General features: G+C 49.6%; 10 protein-coding genes. 5 read left to right on the top strand and 5 right to left on the bottom strand.

Annotated features, from left to right (window positions below; all coding sequences use genetic code 11):
- The 3 genes from HY774_04465 to HY774_04455 form a co-directional block, all read left to right on the top strand.
- Positions 1–1041: ankyrin repeat domain-containing protein (locus HY774_04465; GenBank protein ID MBI4747715.1), on the top strand; the 1041-nt coding region annotated here is incomplete at its 5' end.
- Between the two features lie 145 nt (positions 1042–1186).
- A complete protein-coding gene (locus HY774_04460) occupies positions 1187–2077 on the top strand; it encodes a LysR family transcriptional regulator (protein ID MBI4747714.1) in 891 nt (296 codons plus the stop codon).
- An 88-nt stretch (positions 2078–2165) separates the two neighbouring features.
- A complete protein-coding gene (locus HY774_04455) occupies positions 2166–2780 on the top strand; it encodes a hypothetical protein (GenBank protein ID MBI4747713.1) in 615 nt (204 codons plus the stop codon).
- Positions 2781–3122: 342 nt separating this feature from the next.
- Here HY774_04455 and HY774_04450 read toward each other — a convergent pair whose 3' ends face one another.
- The 3 genes from HY774_04450 to lexA all read right to left on the bottom strand — a co-directional run bounded on the left by HY774_04450 (position 3123) and on the right by lexA (position 7090).
- Positions 3123–3638, bottom strand: a complete 516-nt coding sequence (locus HY774_04450) for a GNAT family N-acetyltransferase (GenBank protein ID MBI4747712.1) — start codon at positions 3636–3638, stop codon at positions 3123–3125.
- 25 nt (positions 3639–3663) lie between these two features.
- Positions 3664–6099 (bottom strand): TonB-dependent receptor, encoded by a 2436-nt coding sequence (locus HY774_04445; GenBank protein MBI4747711.1) that lies wholly within the window; start codon positions 6097–6099, stop codon positions 3664–3666.
- A 379-nt stretch (positions 6100–6478) separates the two neighbouring features.
- Positions 6479–7090 carry a repressor LexA gene (lexA, locus tag HY774_04440; GenBank protein ID MBI4747710.1) on the bottom strand — a complete coding sequence of 204 codons (612 nt, stop codon included), beginning with the start codon at positions 7088–7090 and terminating at the stop codon, positions 6479–6481.
- 130 nt (positions 7091–7220) lie between these two features.
- Here lexA and HY774_04435 point away from each other — a divergent pair, with 130 nt between their 5' ends.
- Positions 7221–7703, top strand: coding sequence for a VOC family protein (locus HY774_04435; protein ID MBI4747709.1), 483 nt, complete (start codon positions 7221–7223; stop codon positions 7701–7703).
- 269 nt (positions 7704–7972) lie between these two features.
- Here HY774_04435 and HY774_04430 read toward each other — a convergent pair whose 3' ends face one another.
- Positions 7973–9814: a hypothetical protein gene (locus HY774_04430; GenBank protein ID MBI4747708.1), complete on the bottom strand. Its 1842-nt coding sequence runs from the start codon at positions 9812–9814 to the stop codon at positions 7973–7975.
- 321 nt (positions 9815–10135) lie between these two features.
- Here HY774_04430 and hydA point away from each other — a divergent pair, with 321 nt between their 5' ends.
- Positions 10136–11518 carry a dihydropyrimidinase gene (gene hydA / locus HY774_04425; GenBank protein MBI4747707.1) on the top strand — a complete coding sequence of 461 codons (1383 nt, stop codon included), beginning with the start codon at positions 10136–10138 and terminating at the stop codon, positions 11516–11518.
- A gap of 210 nt (positions 11519–11728) precedes the next feature.
- Here hydA and HY774_04420 read toward each other — a convergent pair whose 3' ends face one another.
- Positions 11729–14266: an ABC transporter permease gene (locus HY774_04420; protein MBI4747706.1), complete on the bottom strand. Its 2538-nt coding sequence runs from the start codon at positions 14264–14266 to the stop codon at positions 11729–11731.
- Positions 14267–14557 lie beyond the last annotated feature (291 nt).

Raw genomic sequence — 14557 nt, 5'->3', positions numbered from 1 at the left:
ACCCTGACCGGACATACAGACTCTGTCTTCTCAGTCGCTTTCTCACCGGATGGAAACCGGCTGGCAACCGGGAGTTTGGACAACACGGTCAAGGTGTGGGATGTGGCAACCTGGCAGGCGGTGGCCACCCTGACCGGACATACAGACTTTGTCTCCTCAGTCACTTTCTCACCGGATGGAAACCGGCTGGCAACCGGAAGTTTGGACAACACGGTCAAGGTGTGGGATGTGGCGACCTGGCAGGCGGTGGCCACCCTGACCGGACATACAGACTCTGTCTTCTCAGTCGCTTTCTCACCGGATGGAAACCGGCTGGCAACCGGGAGTTGGGACAACACGGTCAAGGTGTGGTTAACCCGGCAAACTAAGGAAGAAAAACTACAATTGACTCGATTTCTTCAGCAACAAGAGATTTTTGAAGTAGCATCAACCGGGAATTTACTGTGGGTTCAGTACTTGATCAATTCCCAACCATTACTGGTAACCAGCACAGACCAAAATGGGACAACCCCGTTAATGTGGGCTATCTATGGTGGTCATTTGGAGATAGTAAAACTACTGATCAATAAAGGCGCTGACCCAAACCACAAAGGGCTGATTTACCTAAATAATTCAAAAGACGCTTATTATGGTAGTCCTTTGGTCACGGCAGCCGGGGAAGGTCATCTCGATGTTTTGCAATATTTATTAGAAACCTTAAACCTGAACCTGGAAGACAGCGAAATTGATAAAGACGGTAAAGAGACAAAATGGACTGCTTTAATGTGGGCTGCCAGTAAAGGGCAACGAACCATTGTTGCATACCTGATTTCAAAAGGTGCTCAGATTAATGCCAGAGATCGGGATGGGAAGAAAACTCCATTGCATTACGCTGCAGAGGCTGGCCACCTGGAAATTGTCAAATACCTGATCGAACACGGGGCTGACCCTGATGCCAAAGACAAGGATGGGAAAACTCCATTCGATCTGGCTCAGGAAGCGGGACAAACCGAAGTGGCCGATTTCTTACGCAATTACAAGTCAGAGAATAAAGACCAGTGAGAACGTGGGATGGAGTTCAGAGTTCAAGCTTTAGCTTGCAAAAATCGTTGGGGTGTGTCATTCAAGTTCTTGATACGACTTGAGTTGTGCTTGCCTTGAGACGAAAGCAAGCTAAAGCTTGAACTCTGAACTTTTTTCTCCACCTATGAACATCCGTGATTTGACTTATTTTCTCGCCGTTGTTGATCTGAAACACTTTGGGAAGGCTGCCGAGGCGTGCTACGTCAGCCAGCCGGCGCTCAGTATGCAGCTCAAAAAAATGGAAGAAGACCTGGGCGTGCAGCTCTTCGAACGCAATAACAAACAGGTCATCGTCACCCCCATCGGGAAGACCATCGCCGAACGCGCCCGCCTCATCATCAAGGAAGTCGGGAACATCCGCGATCTGGCCAAACAGGCGTCCGACCCGCTCGGAGGAATTATCAAAATCGGCGTGATTCCGACGATTGCTCCGTATTTGCTGCCCCGCATTTTGCCACGACTTCAGGCTGAACTCCCCAATTTGCAAATCCAGCTTGTGGAAGCCCAGACCCCTACCATTTGCCGACAGCTTGAAGATGGCGAACTGGATTTGATTCTGCTGGCGCTCCCGCTGCCGGATTACCGCTTTTTCGAACGCGAATTGTACCTTGAGCCATTCTTTCTGGCGGTTCCGCATACGCACGCCCTGGCCCACCGGCAGATGGTTTCACAACAGGATTTGGCCAATGAATCGGTTCTGCTCCTCGAAGATGGTCACTGTTTGCGCGATCAGGCGCTGGCCGTGTGTAAAGTCGTAGGAGCACGGGAAAAAACGTCGTTTCGGGCGACAAGTCTGGAAACGCTCCGCCATATGGTCGCCAGTGGCGCGGGGATTACTCTGGTGCCGGAAATGGCGGTTAGCGGCAATGCCTCCAATGTGGTGTACCTTCCGTTTTCACACCCTGTGCCCAACCGCAGCGTCGGACTGGCCTGGAGACCAACGACGGCCCGGTCTTATCTCTTTCATCGAATTGGTGATATTGTTCGGGAAATCACACATCAAAACCAGGTCTAAAAACCATTTCAGGGTTCAGGGTTCAGGGTTCGGGGAAATCCACTTTTTTCGGTGGTTTACTGTTCTCTAGCCCAACCTGGAGAAAGCGATGAAGATTCCATTCTTGCTGCTGGTTCCTGGTTTGATTTGCTGGCTGATGACTGGTTTTCAACAACCAGTTTCCCCCAAAATTGACGTCCAGATTCCGTTTGGGACGGCTCCGAACATTGATGGCCGGCTTGAAGCAACTGAATGGCGTGATGCGCGCTCGGTTGCCATCGAGGTGGAGAAAAACTGGAAGGTCACCGTGTTGATGAAACACGACGGGTCACATTTCTATTTTGCCTTCCAAAACCTGAAACGAGGCGCCGCCGAACGGTATCCAGAGGTTGTGTTTGACCTCAATCACAATCGAACCGCCGCCTGGGACCAGCACGACTGGTGGTTTCACGCGTCCTACAACGATTGTGAAGGCCACGGGAAATTCAATGTCTGGGATTGCACGCCAACCAAAAATGGCTGGTCTGCCAATAATTTCCCACTCACTGAAAATCAGGCCATTGAAATAAAAATCTCTTTTGAGAAGGTCGGATTTGATCCAAAAAGTTCACGTCCCTTTGGACTGGCATTGAATGTTACCGACACCCAGAAGCTGTACCACTTCTGGCCTGCGAAGGCCCAACTGCACAATCCCGGAAGCTGGGCTACAGTGAATTTGAGCTGAATCAAAGATTGAGATCGAACCAGGCGGGAGGAAAAGTGAAGAATGCCGCCTTGACTCGAACCAACGTTCCCGGCTTTTCGCGTCGGCGGCATTCCCAGCGTGCTTTTCAACCGGGCAACTGGTGTGCCACCGTGAATTGAAAGTGGTAGTTGAACACAATGTCCCACCCCTGCGAGAGTTGATGCCAGATTGGTGAGGTAGCTTCCACACAGCCGCCAGGCAACTCAGTGTGGCAATTCTGCCGATTCTGCGCATTTGCCCTCCAAACTGACACACCAAACCGTTGTTGATCTTTCGCAACTCCCCAGCTTCAAGGCGCTCAGTAATGAACCACGATGCCCTCTACAATATTCGCCGCATGGCAATGCGCCGGGTCCGCCATCCCATCCGGGCTTCAATCTGGAGCATCACCTGGATTTCAGCGGGAAGAATTGTTTCTTCAGCAACCTGGAACCCGTGAAGCTCATAAAACGGCTGGTGCCACGGATGATTGCTGGTCGTGGTCAACCAGATTTCGACACATTCTCTGCCCTTCAATTCACTCAAAATCGCGACCAGTAGCGCACTTCCGATTCCTTGCCGACTAAATTGAGGATGGACGTAGAGCCCAGCCAGATATGGAACGGCCCCCAAATACGTTACATCGGCAAATCCGGCTAAACCTCCAGAAGAAAGTTCGACCACCCACAAACAATTGTCGCGAATTGCGCTGTGCAAAATTTCCGGTGGTGTTGGATGCTGTAAAAACCACTGGCGAACTTCTGGGTCTTGAAACGATTGCAGCGCCAGTTGCTCTATCTCGATCAAATCTGCAACCTGACCTGATGTTCCCAGACTGATTTTGAATTCAGCCACCATACCCACCATCCAGGTAGTCGCAAAATCAAAAATTCCACTTAAACCCGGCCTGAACCAGCCGTGGTGAACTCGGCAAAATTCCCCGCGCCCGATCCACGATGAATGTGTCATCAAGCAGGTTCTTACAGGTAATGAAGAAAGTTGAGTGCAGCGGTTCAGCCCGGTAATTGAGCGTCGCGTTCCAAATTGTATATCCCGGAATCAATCCCCGCTGACCATCGGCTGAGGACTCAATTGTATTCAAATCATCACCAAACTGGTCGCTCACATAGACTGATTCCACAAACACATCAATTCCCTTTTGATGCGAATACCCAAACCCGGTTGTGGCCAGATGGTTGGGTGAGTATGGCAGGCGATTGCCAGAAACGCTCACGGTGCTAAACCCTGGAATATTACTAAACCGGCGGCCAACAAATTCTGCCGTGCCGACATAAGTATAGTTGAACCGAACAAAGAAGTTATGCTCGGACCGCAGCAGTGTTCCGGTATCAAGCCGACCATTAAATTCGATGCCTTGATGGCGTGTTTCACCACCATTGGTCAGCGTTGTCCCCGAGCCACCAGCCAGACTGGCTGGAACAATCTGGTTTTCATAATTCATTCGAAAATAGGCCGCATCCAACCGCAGACCCTGGAGGGGGAGGCTTCGAATTCCAGCTTCATAATTCCAGCTTAATTCCGGATCCAGGTCAATCGCCCCGCCAGTCGTGTTATTGATAATATCTTCCGTGCGAGGTGGTGCAAACCCGCGATGAACACCGGCAAACACGGTTGTCCGGTCATTAACGGCATACGCCACACCCAAACCTGGAATGACCTGGGTTACATCCGTGCTTCCAGTGATGCCAGCTCCCGCGTTGGCCAGATTATTGGTTCGCTCATAGTGAATCTTTTCAATGCGAACGCCAGGGGTAACCGTAAATTTGCCAAGAATAAAACGATTCTGAATGTATCCGGAAAATGCCTTATTTTTGCGGATGTTGTCTTCAACGATGATTCCGGTTCGGGCCCGTGGAGAATCCCCATTGAGTTGCATTCGATCCTGGGTTTCAAAGTGGGCTCGAAAACCAAAGTCCGCTTCGTTGCGAATCCCAAACAGGTTATGGCTCAACCGAAACTGAGGTGCAATTCCCCAGGTATAAAACTCACGCAGGCGGCCTTCATTCCCACAATCAGTGTTCAGATTTTGTAATCCGCCACAATCCGGGTCGGCTGAATCGTTGGGACGCTGGGTGGAATTGCTCGATTGTCGCCACCAGTCGCGCTTAAAAATTGACCCGTACAGATTTGTGTTCATCACAAAATTACTGGTAATCAGGAAATTGTGGGTTCCTGAAAAACCAAACCGGTCAATTTCAAAAGCGTCGTTTTGGAATGGATTCTGGCGCGGATCATCCTGAAATTCTTTCAGGGTCAAGCCTGAATAGGTCACCTGGGAGTCTTCACCATAATAATTGGCTTTGAAGGTCAGAAAATTTCGGGCATTCAAGGTGGTAACCAGTTTTACATTCAGGTCGTTGAGTTTGTGTCGCAAGTTGACCCGGGAGCCTTCACCCTGCTTGCGCATATAATCAACCAAAAAGCCGGTATTTCCCCACGTTCCGCCATAGTTGGCAATCCCGTTGAAGTAATCACGGTTTCCGCCTGTCAACATCAGTGAACCACTCGGCTTGGTCGGCGGCATTGGTGTCACATAATTGACAACTCCGCCCACGGTGACCGGACCATAAACGATTTGTCCAGAGCCTTTTAAAACCTCAATGCTTTCAAAGCGCTCTACTGGGGGGTGATAATAGGAAGCGTTGTCTCCGTATGGCGCATAAGCCAGCGGAATACCGTCTTCGAGTAAGAGTACCTTGGTTGAGCGGGTTGGATTCAACCCTCGAATCCCAATGTTTGGTCGGAGGCCGAAGCCCTCTTCATCCCGAACATTGATACCAGAAACTTTGCGGAGCGCTTCGTTGAAATTAAAGAGCCGGCTTTGTTGAAGTGTTTTGGGTTCCAAAATATCAACAGTTCCAGGAATACGTTGCAGGATTTCAGGCACACCAGCAATCGAACCACTTACCAGGGTAATGTCTTCAGTAAAAGTACCAGGTTGCAGGATGAGATCCAGATTTGCAACCGCCCCTTCGCTGATCGTGATGGGCTTTGAACTGAGCGCATAATTTGTAGCTTTGGCGCTGAGTGAATATTCACCGGGCACCAGTTCGGTAAATTGAAACGTACCGCTCGCATCTGATTGAGCCGAAACCTCAAATCCGACCGTTGATTGCCGGAGCGTGACCGTGGCACCGACAACAGCACCTCCACCTGAGTCACTGACCCGGCCTGAAAGCGTCCCGCGTTTTTCATCGGCCAGAACAGAAGTTGAACCAATCAAAACCAAAAACAGGACGGAAACCCCGTAAAAAATACACCTGCCTGTTTGTTGAAAAAAAAGAACCATTGAATTCATGAATCACTCCTTATTGCCCTTGAACCATCACCAGGAGACGGTACTCCAGGGATCTGGCAAACAACTCCCTTTTAAACCCAAACACACCTGAACTTCACAAGGAAAATCAGCCTGGCCTGTGATTGGGAGAAAAGAAAACCAGCAGGGCTTATAGCGAAAAGGTATGGACTGAAGGGTCTATATCGAAAATGATTTTCAACTTCTATCTTAGGCTATTCTGACTGTCAAGCGATTTCTTTGGCGTTCAAAAGGCGGGAGGCTTAATCTGGGCATTGCTTACGGCAGGTCATGGGATCAATGATGGCTGCTAAAAACAAAAAATGGGCCACCTGGCCCATTTCATGGTACTGATCAAATCGCGAATCAACTGCGGCTGGGATTAGAGGTTGCGGACAATTCCCACAACAACCCCTTGCACTTCGACATTCGTTTTTTTGTCAAACACCATCGGCGGATGATTGGGATTGGCGGGTTGGAGCACAATCGCGTTTTTTTGCTTGTAAAACTTCTTGAGGGTGGCATTTCCATCAACCAGTGCAACCACCACCTGACCATTTTCGGCGGTTGGGGTTCGGACCGCAATGACCACATCTCCATCACAGATGTGCTCATCAATCATCGAATCCCCGGTGACACGCAAGGCAAAATGTTCGCGTCCCCGTCGCAGCATTGAAGTTGGAATTGACAATTCCAGGTGTTGGGTAATCGGTTCAATTGGTTTTCCGGCGGCAATGGCGCCTTCAACGTTGACCACTGAAGAAGAAGCCGAAACAAACGGGGTTAACCAGTCCTCCCCAAAATCGTCCCCAAGCGATTGGGCCAAAACGATCAGTGTCCGATCTGAAACAGACCGTTTCCCATTTTCGATTTGAGCGATCATTCCCTGAGTTAACCGGGCTTTTTTGGCAAGTTGGGTTTGGGTGAGGTGTTGGGCCAGACGAATTTCGTAAATTTTACGACCAAGCGGAAGATCAGTTTTTGGTATTGACATATTTTTCATCACCGAGTAATAATTACCGCGTTATCTAACGACCCCATATTGCCACGAATTTTCCAATTCGTAAAACAAAAAATCCAGGCTCCCAAACAATTTTTTTTGATCCGTAAATAAGGAGAATCAAATGTCAACTCAAGTCAAACCAATCCCTGAGGGTTTCCACTCAATTACCCCCCACATCGTTGTCCAAAATGCAAAGCAGGCCATCGAATTTTACCAAAAGGCATTTAATGCTGAAGTCCTGGGCTGCATGCCCGGACCGGATGGTGAAAAAATCATGCACGCTGAATTACGAATTGGGAACTCACCATTGATGTTATGTGATGAGTTCCCAGAGATGGGGAGTCTCTCACCTGTGTCCCGAGGTGGAACGTCGGTCACCATGCATTTATATGTTGAAAAAGCAGACGAAACCTACAACCAGGCCGTGGAGGCGGGCGCCAAGGTGGTCATGCCGCTGGCGGATATGTTTTGGGGAGATCGCTATGGCATTGTCTCTGACCCATTTGGTCACCACTGGGCAATTGCCACCCATGTTCAGGATTTAAGCTTTGAAGAAATTGCAGCCGCTGGAGCCGCCGCCATGGCCAGTGGTGGATGTCAGTAATTTGTTCATATCAAGGGCCAGGGGCTCAGAACTGGAAAGAGACAGGTTGAATTGGTTCTCAGCTCTCAGCCTCTGGGACATAAGCGCAGGATAAGGGAACAGAGTCCGATCTGGACAAGGGGACAAGGAGAAAAAACCCTTCCCCCACTCCCAACCTCGGTGGGATGATCTCCTTGTCTCCCTGTCTCCTTGTCTTCCCATTTCCTTGTTACACACCAACTCACCTTTCCTTATCCTGGCGCTTATGGCCCTGGGTTCACCCTGGTTGCTCACTTTTTTCGCTCATCACGTTTCTTGCCCTGACCTTTGGGTACTTTATTGTATCCATCCTCATACCCACGCCTGAATTCGCTTTCTGAACGGCTGTCATAGCGAGTACGATGCCGCCGATAATCCAAACTCAATCCATCCTTGCGATCCTGCTTCCCGATCTTATGTCCATCATCATAAGCAGACTTGACTGTGGGAGTTTGGACTTGATCAGACGGAACCTGGAAGCGACCATCGTCATCATCGTCATCACGGGTCCGTGAGTTATATCCATCACTGTATCCCCGTTTAAAACTTTCTTCCGTTCGAGAGTCATATTCGCGGGAATATCGGGTATACAGCCGGCTCATATTGTTGCGCAAATCCTGCTGCCCACGCTGATACCCTCGATCATATGCCTGGCGCTCAGTTGGACCACTGGTGGTATTTCGGGATTCAGCTTCGTACCCTTCTTCATACCCACGCTTGAAGGATGACTCAAACCTGGAATCATAGTCATTTCGATACCGGCGGAAATCCTTGCCCCGGCCTGCCCGGAAGTCACTTTGTCCATACCCATACCCCCGGTTATACATGGACTGGTCATTGGTTGTAACCCCACCGGTCTTTGAAGCTTCCTTGTCATACCCTTCTTCATACCCACGCTTGAAGTACTCTTCGTATTGGCGGTCATACTCCCGATTGTGCCGGCGAAAGTCTTTGGTGCGACCAGTCCGAAAATCTGTTTTGCCGATTTCGACCCCCTGGAGGTAAACCTCACGTTCACGGGTTTTAAAAGGCTCGTCATTTCGAGCTGCCTGGTCATATCCACTCTCATACCCTCGACGATACGCTTCCTCATATCGGCGTTCATAGTCCCGGTTATAGCGGCGATAGTCGCGAGTCCGACCAGCTTTATAATCATCTTTTCCGCGCTCGAACCCATTTTCGTAATGAGTCCGTTCCGTCCCTGAATACCCACCAGTATTATCTGATGAAGTGCCCTTAAACCCGGCTTCATACCCCTGGCGAAACGAAGATTCATATTTGCGATTATATTCCGAGGAATACCGCTCATAGTTTCGGCTTCGGTTTGCCTGATAATCCTCACGGCCTCGCTGATACCCGAGGTCATAGGTCCGGCGTTCATCAGTGGGCAGGGGGCTCCCCGAACCTCCACCAACCCGGTTATATCCATCCTCATATCCTTTTTTGAAAAAGGGCTCGAATTTATTGTCATATTCACGCAGGTACCGGTCAGCATTTCGGCTCGCTCGGGATTGGGCATCTTCCCGGCCTTTTTTGTAGCCAAAATCATAATAGGACCGTTGCGTATCATTCATTGACCCGCCCCGGTCACGCTCAGCCGCATACCCGCGCTCGTACCCTTGCTTAAAATAGGTTTCAGTTTGGCTGGAATATTCATCCCGGTACCGACGATAATCGGATTTGTTGTTTACGCGGTAATCCTGCTTCCCTCGTTTAAATCCATTTTCATACGCATCGCCTTGTGAGTTGGTATATCCGCTTTCCTTATCTCGTTGAGCTTCGTACCCGTCGGAATATCCTTCGCTAAAAATGGTTTCATACCGGGGTGTAAATTCACGCCGGTGACGCTGGTAATCCGGGTTCCGATTGACTCGATAGTCATCCCGGCCAAGGCCATATCCTTTGTCATACGCTCGTTTTTCTTCGACCGTCAGGCGGTCCTGATTTTGTTGCAAAACAGGGGAAATCAAGGAGTGGGATTCGCTAAATGTTCCAACACCAGCATATGCCGGTGTTGGTTGCAGGGCAGAACTGAAAAGCAAAATAAACAGAATTTGATACAAAGGTTTGTGGAATTTCAGAAGTGGAATCATGGGTGGTCTCCTCATCTTGCGAGCTTTGAAAAATGAACGGGATGGGTTTGGATTGAAAAGACGATGAGCGCAATACTTCTATGGATGGGTTGCCTCGCCAAACCGACACCAACAGAACTGAATGTTGATTTGATTGATGCAGAAAGTGGTTCAAATGAGTAGAATACCAGGACGCTAACATATCCTTTCCATTTACAAAAGATCCTTTCCAGAATTGGTCCTTCCTTCATCCGACAACCGGGGACGTGATTCCAGCCATTGTTTTTTCTTCCCACAGGTGCGGTAACCCTAAACACATCCATAATTTCACGGAGAGCTCCCATGAAAACATTGATTCAAAACGGTCGCGTTGTAACGGCAGTTGACGATTACAGAGCCGACATCCTGATTGAAAATGGAAAAATTTCCATTATTGGTGCTTCACTCGATTTGGAGGCAGATTGTGTCATTGACGCCAGTGGCAAACTGGTGATTCCGGGCGGAATTGACCCCCATACGCATATGGAACTCCCGTTTGGTGGGACATCTTCGTCTGATGATTTTCGAACCGGCACAATGGCGGCTGCCTTTGGTGGAACAACCACCATCATTGACTTTGCGGTGCAGTACAAAGGTCAATCCCTGACGGAAGCCCTGGATACCTGGCATGCCAAAGCCGAAGGGAAGACTGCCATTGATTATGCCTTTCACCTGATTTGCACTGACCTCGAAGATCATCGAATCCCAGAATTGCACCGGATTATGGATGAAGGGGTGACTAGCTTTAAGCTTTTTATGGCCTATCCGGGAGTCTTTTTGGTGGACGACGCCACCATTTATCGGGCTATGACAGCCGCCGGAGAACGTGGCGGTTTGATTTGCATGCACGCTGAAAATGGTGTGGTTATCAACGAGATCATCAAGCGAGCCCTGGCTGATGGGCGCACAGCACCAAAATACCACGCGCTCACCCGTCCCACACGGGCTGAAGCTGAGGGTGTTCACCGGGCAATTGCCATTGCTGAAATGGCTGAATCCCCGGTCTACATTGTCCATTTATCGTGTGCCGATGCCCTGAACCAGGTCCGGGAAGCCCGTGACCGGGGCATTTTGGCTTTCGCTGAAACTTGCCCACAATACCTGTTCCTGTCGCTTGATAATTATGATGAGCCAGGCTTTGATGGGGCCAAATATGTCATGACCCCACCACTTCGGGAGAAATGGAATCAGACTGAATTATGGAAAGGGTTGAAAATGGATGACCTGCAGGTGATTTCAACTGATCACTGTCCATTTTGCATGAAAGAACAAAAAGAACTTGGCCTGCATGATTTTACCAAAATCCCAAATGGGGCCCCCGGCGTCGAACATCGGATGTCTCTGATTTACAACGGCGGAGTGGCTGAAAATCGTATCAGCCTCAACCGATTTGTTGAACTCACATCAACTGCCGCCGCCAAGATGTTTGGACTGTTTCCACAAAAAGGGACCATTGCGGTGGGTTCAGATGCGGATATTGTGATTTTTGACCCGGAAAAGAGCCAAACCATCAGTGCGGCCACCCACCATATGAATGTGGATTACAGCGCCTATGAAGGTGTCACCCTCAAAGGGGCGGTTGATATCGTTCTCTCACGGGGACAGGTCGTTATTGAGAATGGGGAATATAAAGGCAAGCCTGGGGATGGACGATTTTTGAAACGTGGTACCTGCGTGACGATGTGAGAAAATAAAGCGGGCTCGGGGCTGAAGACTCGAAGACTCGGGGCTGAAGACGTCGGGCTGAAGACATTGGGTTGAAGACATTGGGTTGAAGAATTGGTTTTATTTCATCCCTCATCCTTCATCCCTCATCCCTCATCCCTTCGATTGCCCCGAGCTTGCGAGTCTTCAGCCCGCCTTCTTCAGCCCCAAGCCCTGGTCTTTCAGTCCTGGTCACGAATCAAGAGCATCAAAGCGGATCGCCACCATCGGTTCAGTTTTGGCTGCTTTTCTCGCTGGCAAAAATGAAGCCAGGATCGCCACGGAAAAAAGTAAAATTGAGGTTGCAACAAATGTGGCTGGGTCGGTGCTGGTTACGTTAAACAGAAACGACCGTAAAAACTGAGTTAATGCCAGCGAACTTGCCAACCCAAACCCAATCCCAATAAAGGCCAGACTCATCGCCTGTCCTAAAATCAAAGCAAAAATATCCCGCTCCTGGGCTCCGAGTGCCACCCGGATTCCAATTTCATAAATCCGCTGGCTCACTGAATACGCCATCACCCCATACACCCCAATTGCTGACAACAAGAGCGCCACGCCCGCAAAAATACTGATCAAAATAGTCCGGTTCCGGGGTTGCACGACTGCCCATTGAATTATTTCATCCATTGTCCTGGGTTTGGCCATGGGCAGGGTTCGATCAACCTCACGGAGAAAACTCCGGATTTGAGGAATGAGTTTGGTCGGCTCCGTCCGGGTTCGGGCAATGATTGAAATCGTGGGCATTGGATCCTGGGCATAGGGAACATAAAATTCCGGCATAACAGGCTCTTCAAGGTATTGCCTGATATCCCCAACAATTCCAATAACTTCCATCCACGGTTCTTTGGGGTCTGGATAGGCACCGAGCTGAATTCGTTTTCCAAGCGGGTTGTCATTGGGAAAATAGGTGCGAGCCATTGTCGCATTGAGGATCACGACCCGTGGGCGCTCAATCGAATCCAGGTCGGAAAAGACCTTCCCCTGTAATATCGGCATCCCCATGGTTTCAAAAAAATTTGGAGTGATGGACCGATATGCCGCCATGGTGTATTCAGTTGTATCTTTCGGAGGTCTCCCCTCAATATTGAAATGGAACATAAGACCACTCCCGCTGAGCGGCGGATGGGTTGTTAAACTGACACTTTTTACATCCGGAAGAGCCGTCAGGCGCTCGAGAATTTGATCAGCCACGGCCAGGCGCTGTTCAGGTCGGGCATACACTTTCTCCGTCATTGGAGCATCAACAATCAATAAGTTGGTTGTCGGAAATCCGGGGGCGACCTGCTGCAATCGGAAAAAGCTCTTAATCATCAGACCTGTCCCAATCAATAACACCAGTGCCAGAGAAACTTCTGAAATGACCAGTAAACTCCGCAGGCGTTGTTGTTGGGCACTGGCGGTTGAACCTTTTGCCTCGTCATTGAGGGATTCACGCAAATCAATTCTTGCCACTTGAAACGCGGGTACCAGACCAAACAGCAAACCCGTCCCAATTGAGAGTAATAGCGTAAACCCAAGTACCTGAAGGTCAATGCGCACTCCGGCAGCCCGAGGCAGACTTGGAAGGGCAAACTTCACCAAAAATTCAACTCCCCAATGGGCCACTAACAAACCAACTCCACCTCCGACCAGGCCCAGCAGCAGGCTTTCGGTCACCAGTTGTCGGATGATTCGACCCCGACTGGCACCACAGGCGGACCGAATCGCAATTTCCTTGGATCTTGACGAAGCCCTGGCCAAAAACAGGTTGGCTACATTCGCACAGGCAATCAGCAGCACCAATGCCACGGCGGCAAGCATAATCAGCAGCGACGGTCGAACCCCACGAACCACCATTTCCGTCAACGGCACCACCAGGGCCTGGGAGCCCTTATTGGTTTCAGGGTACTTTTCTTCCAACTGGCGTGAAATCACATCGAATTCAGCCTGAACTTCCTGAATCGTTGTTCCAGGTTTGAGTCGTCCCAAAGCGTACAGATTAGGCCGCCAGCTTCGATCATCAGGGAGAGTTGCCGCCCAAGGGTGAAGCGGAATACATCCGTCAACCGACTGAAAATATTGAAATTCCTGAGGTAAGACCCCAATGATGGTGTAGATTTCAGAATTCAGAGTGATTGTTTTTCCCAGTATATCCATCGCCCCGGCAAAGCGATTTTTCCAGCTTTGATAGGTCAAAACAATCACAGGTGCTGCACCAGGCTTGTCTTCATCCGGGCGATACAACCGGCCCAACAAAGGCTTTACTCGCAACAATTGAAAGAAATTTGCCGTGGCCAGACGAACACCGATCCGTTCGGGTTCACCCATACCTGATAAAGTGACCGTGGCCAGACGAGAAGCGGCCAGCCCTTCAAAGGTCTGAGTTTGATTGCGCCAGTCCAGATAATTCAAATAGGTAATCGAAGTCATTTGAAACGCTGGAGTCTTATCATGGACAAACATCAACTCCGCAGGTTTCTCAAAGGGCAGCGGTTGGAGCAGAACAGCATTGATAACGGTAAAAATTGCGGAATTGGCCCCAATTCCAAAAGCCAGAGTTAACACGACAACCACGGTAAATATCGGGCTCTTTAATAACATCCGAACACAAAACCGGATATCCTGCCAGACGCTTTCCATCAGAATTCTGACCTCTTTCGAATAAATAAGCCGGACCACTCGCAAAAAAATCGGGGAGTGCGATGAGGCCGCAGTCGAAAGCTTAGCAAATTTACCCGGAAAGCTCATATCAATTGCTCAACTGGGGAAGTGATCAAAGGCAAAGGAACCAGCCATACTGAGTGATTTCTGGGTGCAGAGAAAGTTAAACACCTGTGAACCATGTAGATAGCAAACTTTTTTCTCTATAGTTGATCCCAACTGACTTCGATGTCTGGATGTGAATTGCGGAAAATCAGAGTCCAAATACAGTTTACCAGCCCAGCACAGGTAGTACCGCCCGGATTCAAACGGGACAGGACTGAGCTGGACCAAAATATCAGAAGCTGCAATTTCGTGGCCAATCTCGAAAAAGAAAGG

The organism is Acidobacteriota bacterium (assembly GCA_016208495.1).
Classification (GTDB): Bacteria; Acidobacteriota; Blastocatellia; order Chloracidobacteriales; family Chloracidobacteriaceae; genus JACQXX01.
This window is presented reverse-complemented; position numbering and strand designations above follow the sequence as displayed.

Excerpts from the sequence above, each read along its gene's own strand:
- HY774_04460 (MBI4747714.1), top strand. The coding sequence starts at position 1,187 with ATGAACATCCGTGATTTGACTTATTTTCTCGCCGTTGTTGATCTGAAA.
- HY774_04455 (MBI4747713.1), top strand. The coding sequence starts at position 2,166 with ATGAAGATTCCATTCTTGCTGCTGGTTCCTGGTTTGATTTGCTGGCTG.
- HY774_04450 (MBI4747712.1), bottom strand. The coding sequence starts at position 3,638 with ATGGTGGCTGAATTCAAAATCAGTCTGGGAACATCAGGTCAGGTTGCA.
- HY774_04445 (MBI4747711.1), bottom strand. The coding sequence starts at position 6,099 with ATGAATTCAATGGTTCTTTTTTTTCAACAAACAGGCAGGTGTATTTTT.
- lexA (MBI4747710.1), bottom strand. The coding sequence starts at position 7,090 with ATGTCAATACCAAAAACTGATCTTCCGCTTGGTCGTAAAATTTACGAA.
- HY774_04435 (MBI4747709.1), top strand. The coding sequence starts at position 7,221 with ATGTCAACTCAAGTCAAACCAATCCCTGAGGGTTTCCACTCAATTACC.
- HY774_04430 (MBI4747708.1), bottom strand. The coding sequence starts at position 9,814 with ATGATTCCACTTCTGAAATTCCACAAACCTTTGTATCAAATTCTGTTT.
- hydA (MBI4747707.1), top strand. The coding sequence starts at position 10,136 with ATGAAAACATTGATTCAAAACGGTCGCGTTGTAACGGCAGTTGACGAT.
- HY774_04420 (MBI4747706.1), bottom strand. The coding sequence starts at position 14,266 with ATGAGCTTTCCGGGTAAATTTGCTAAGCTTTCGACTGCGGCCTCATCG.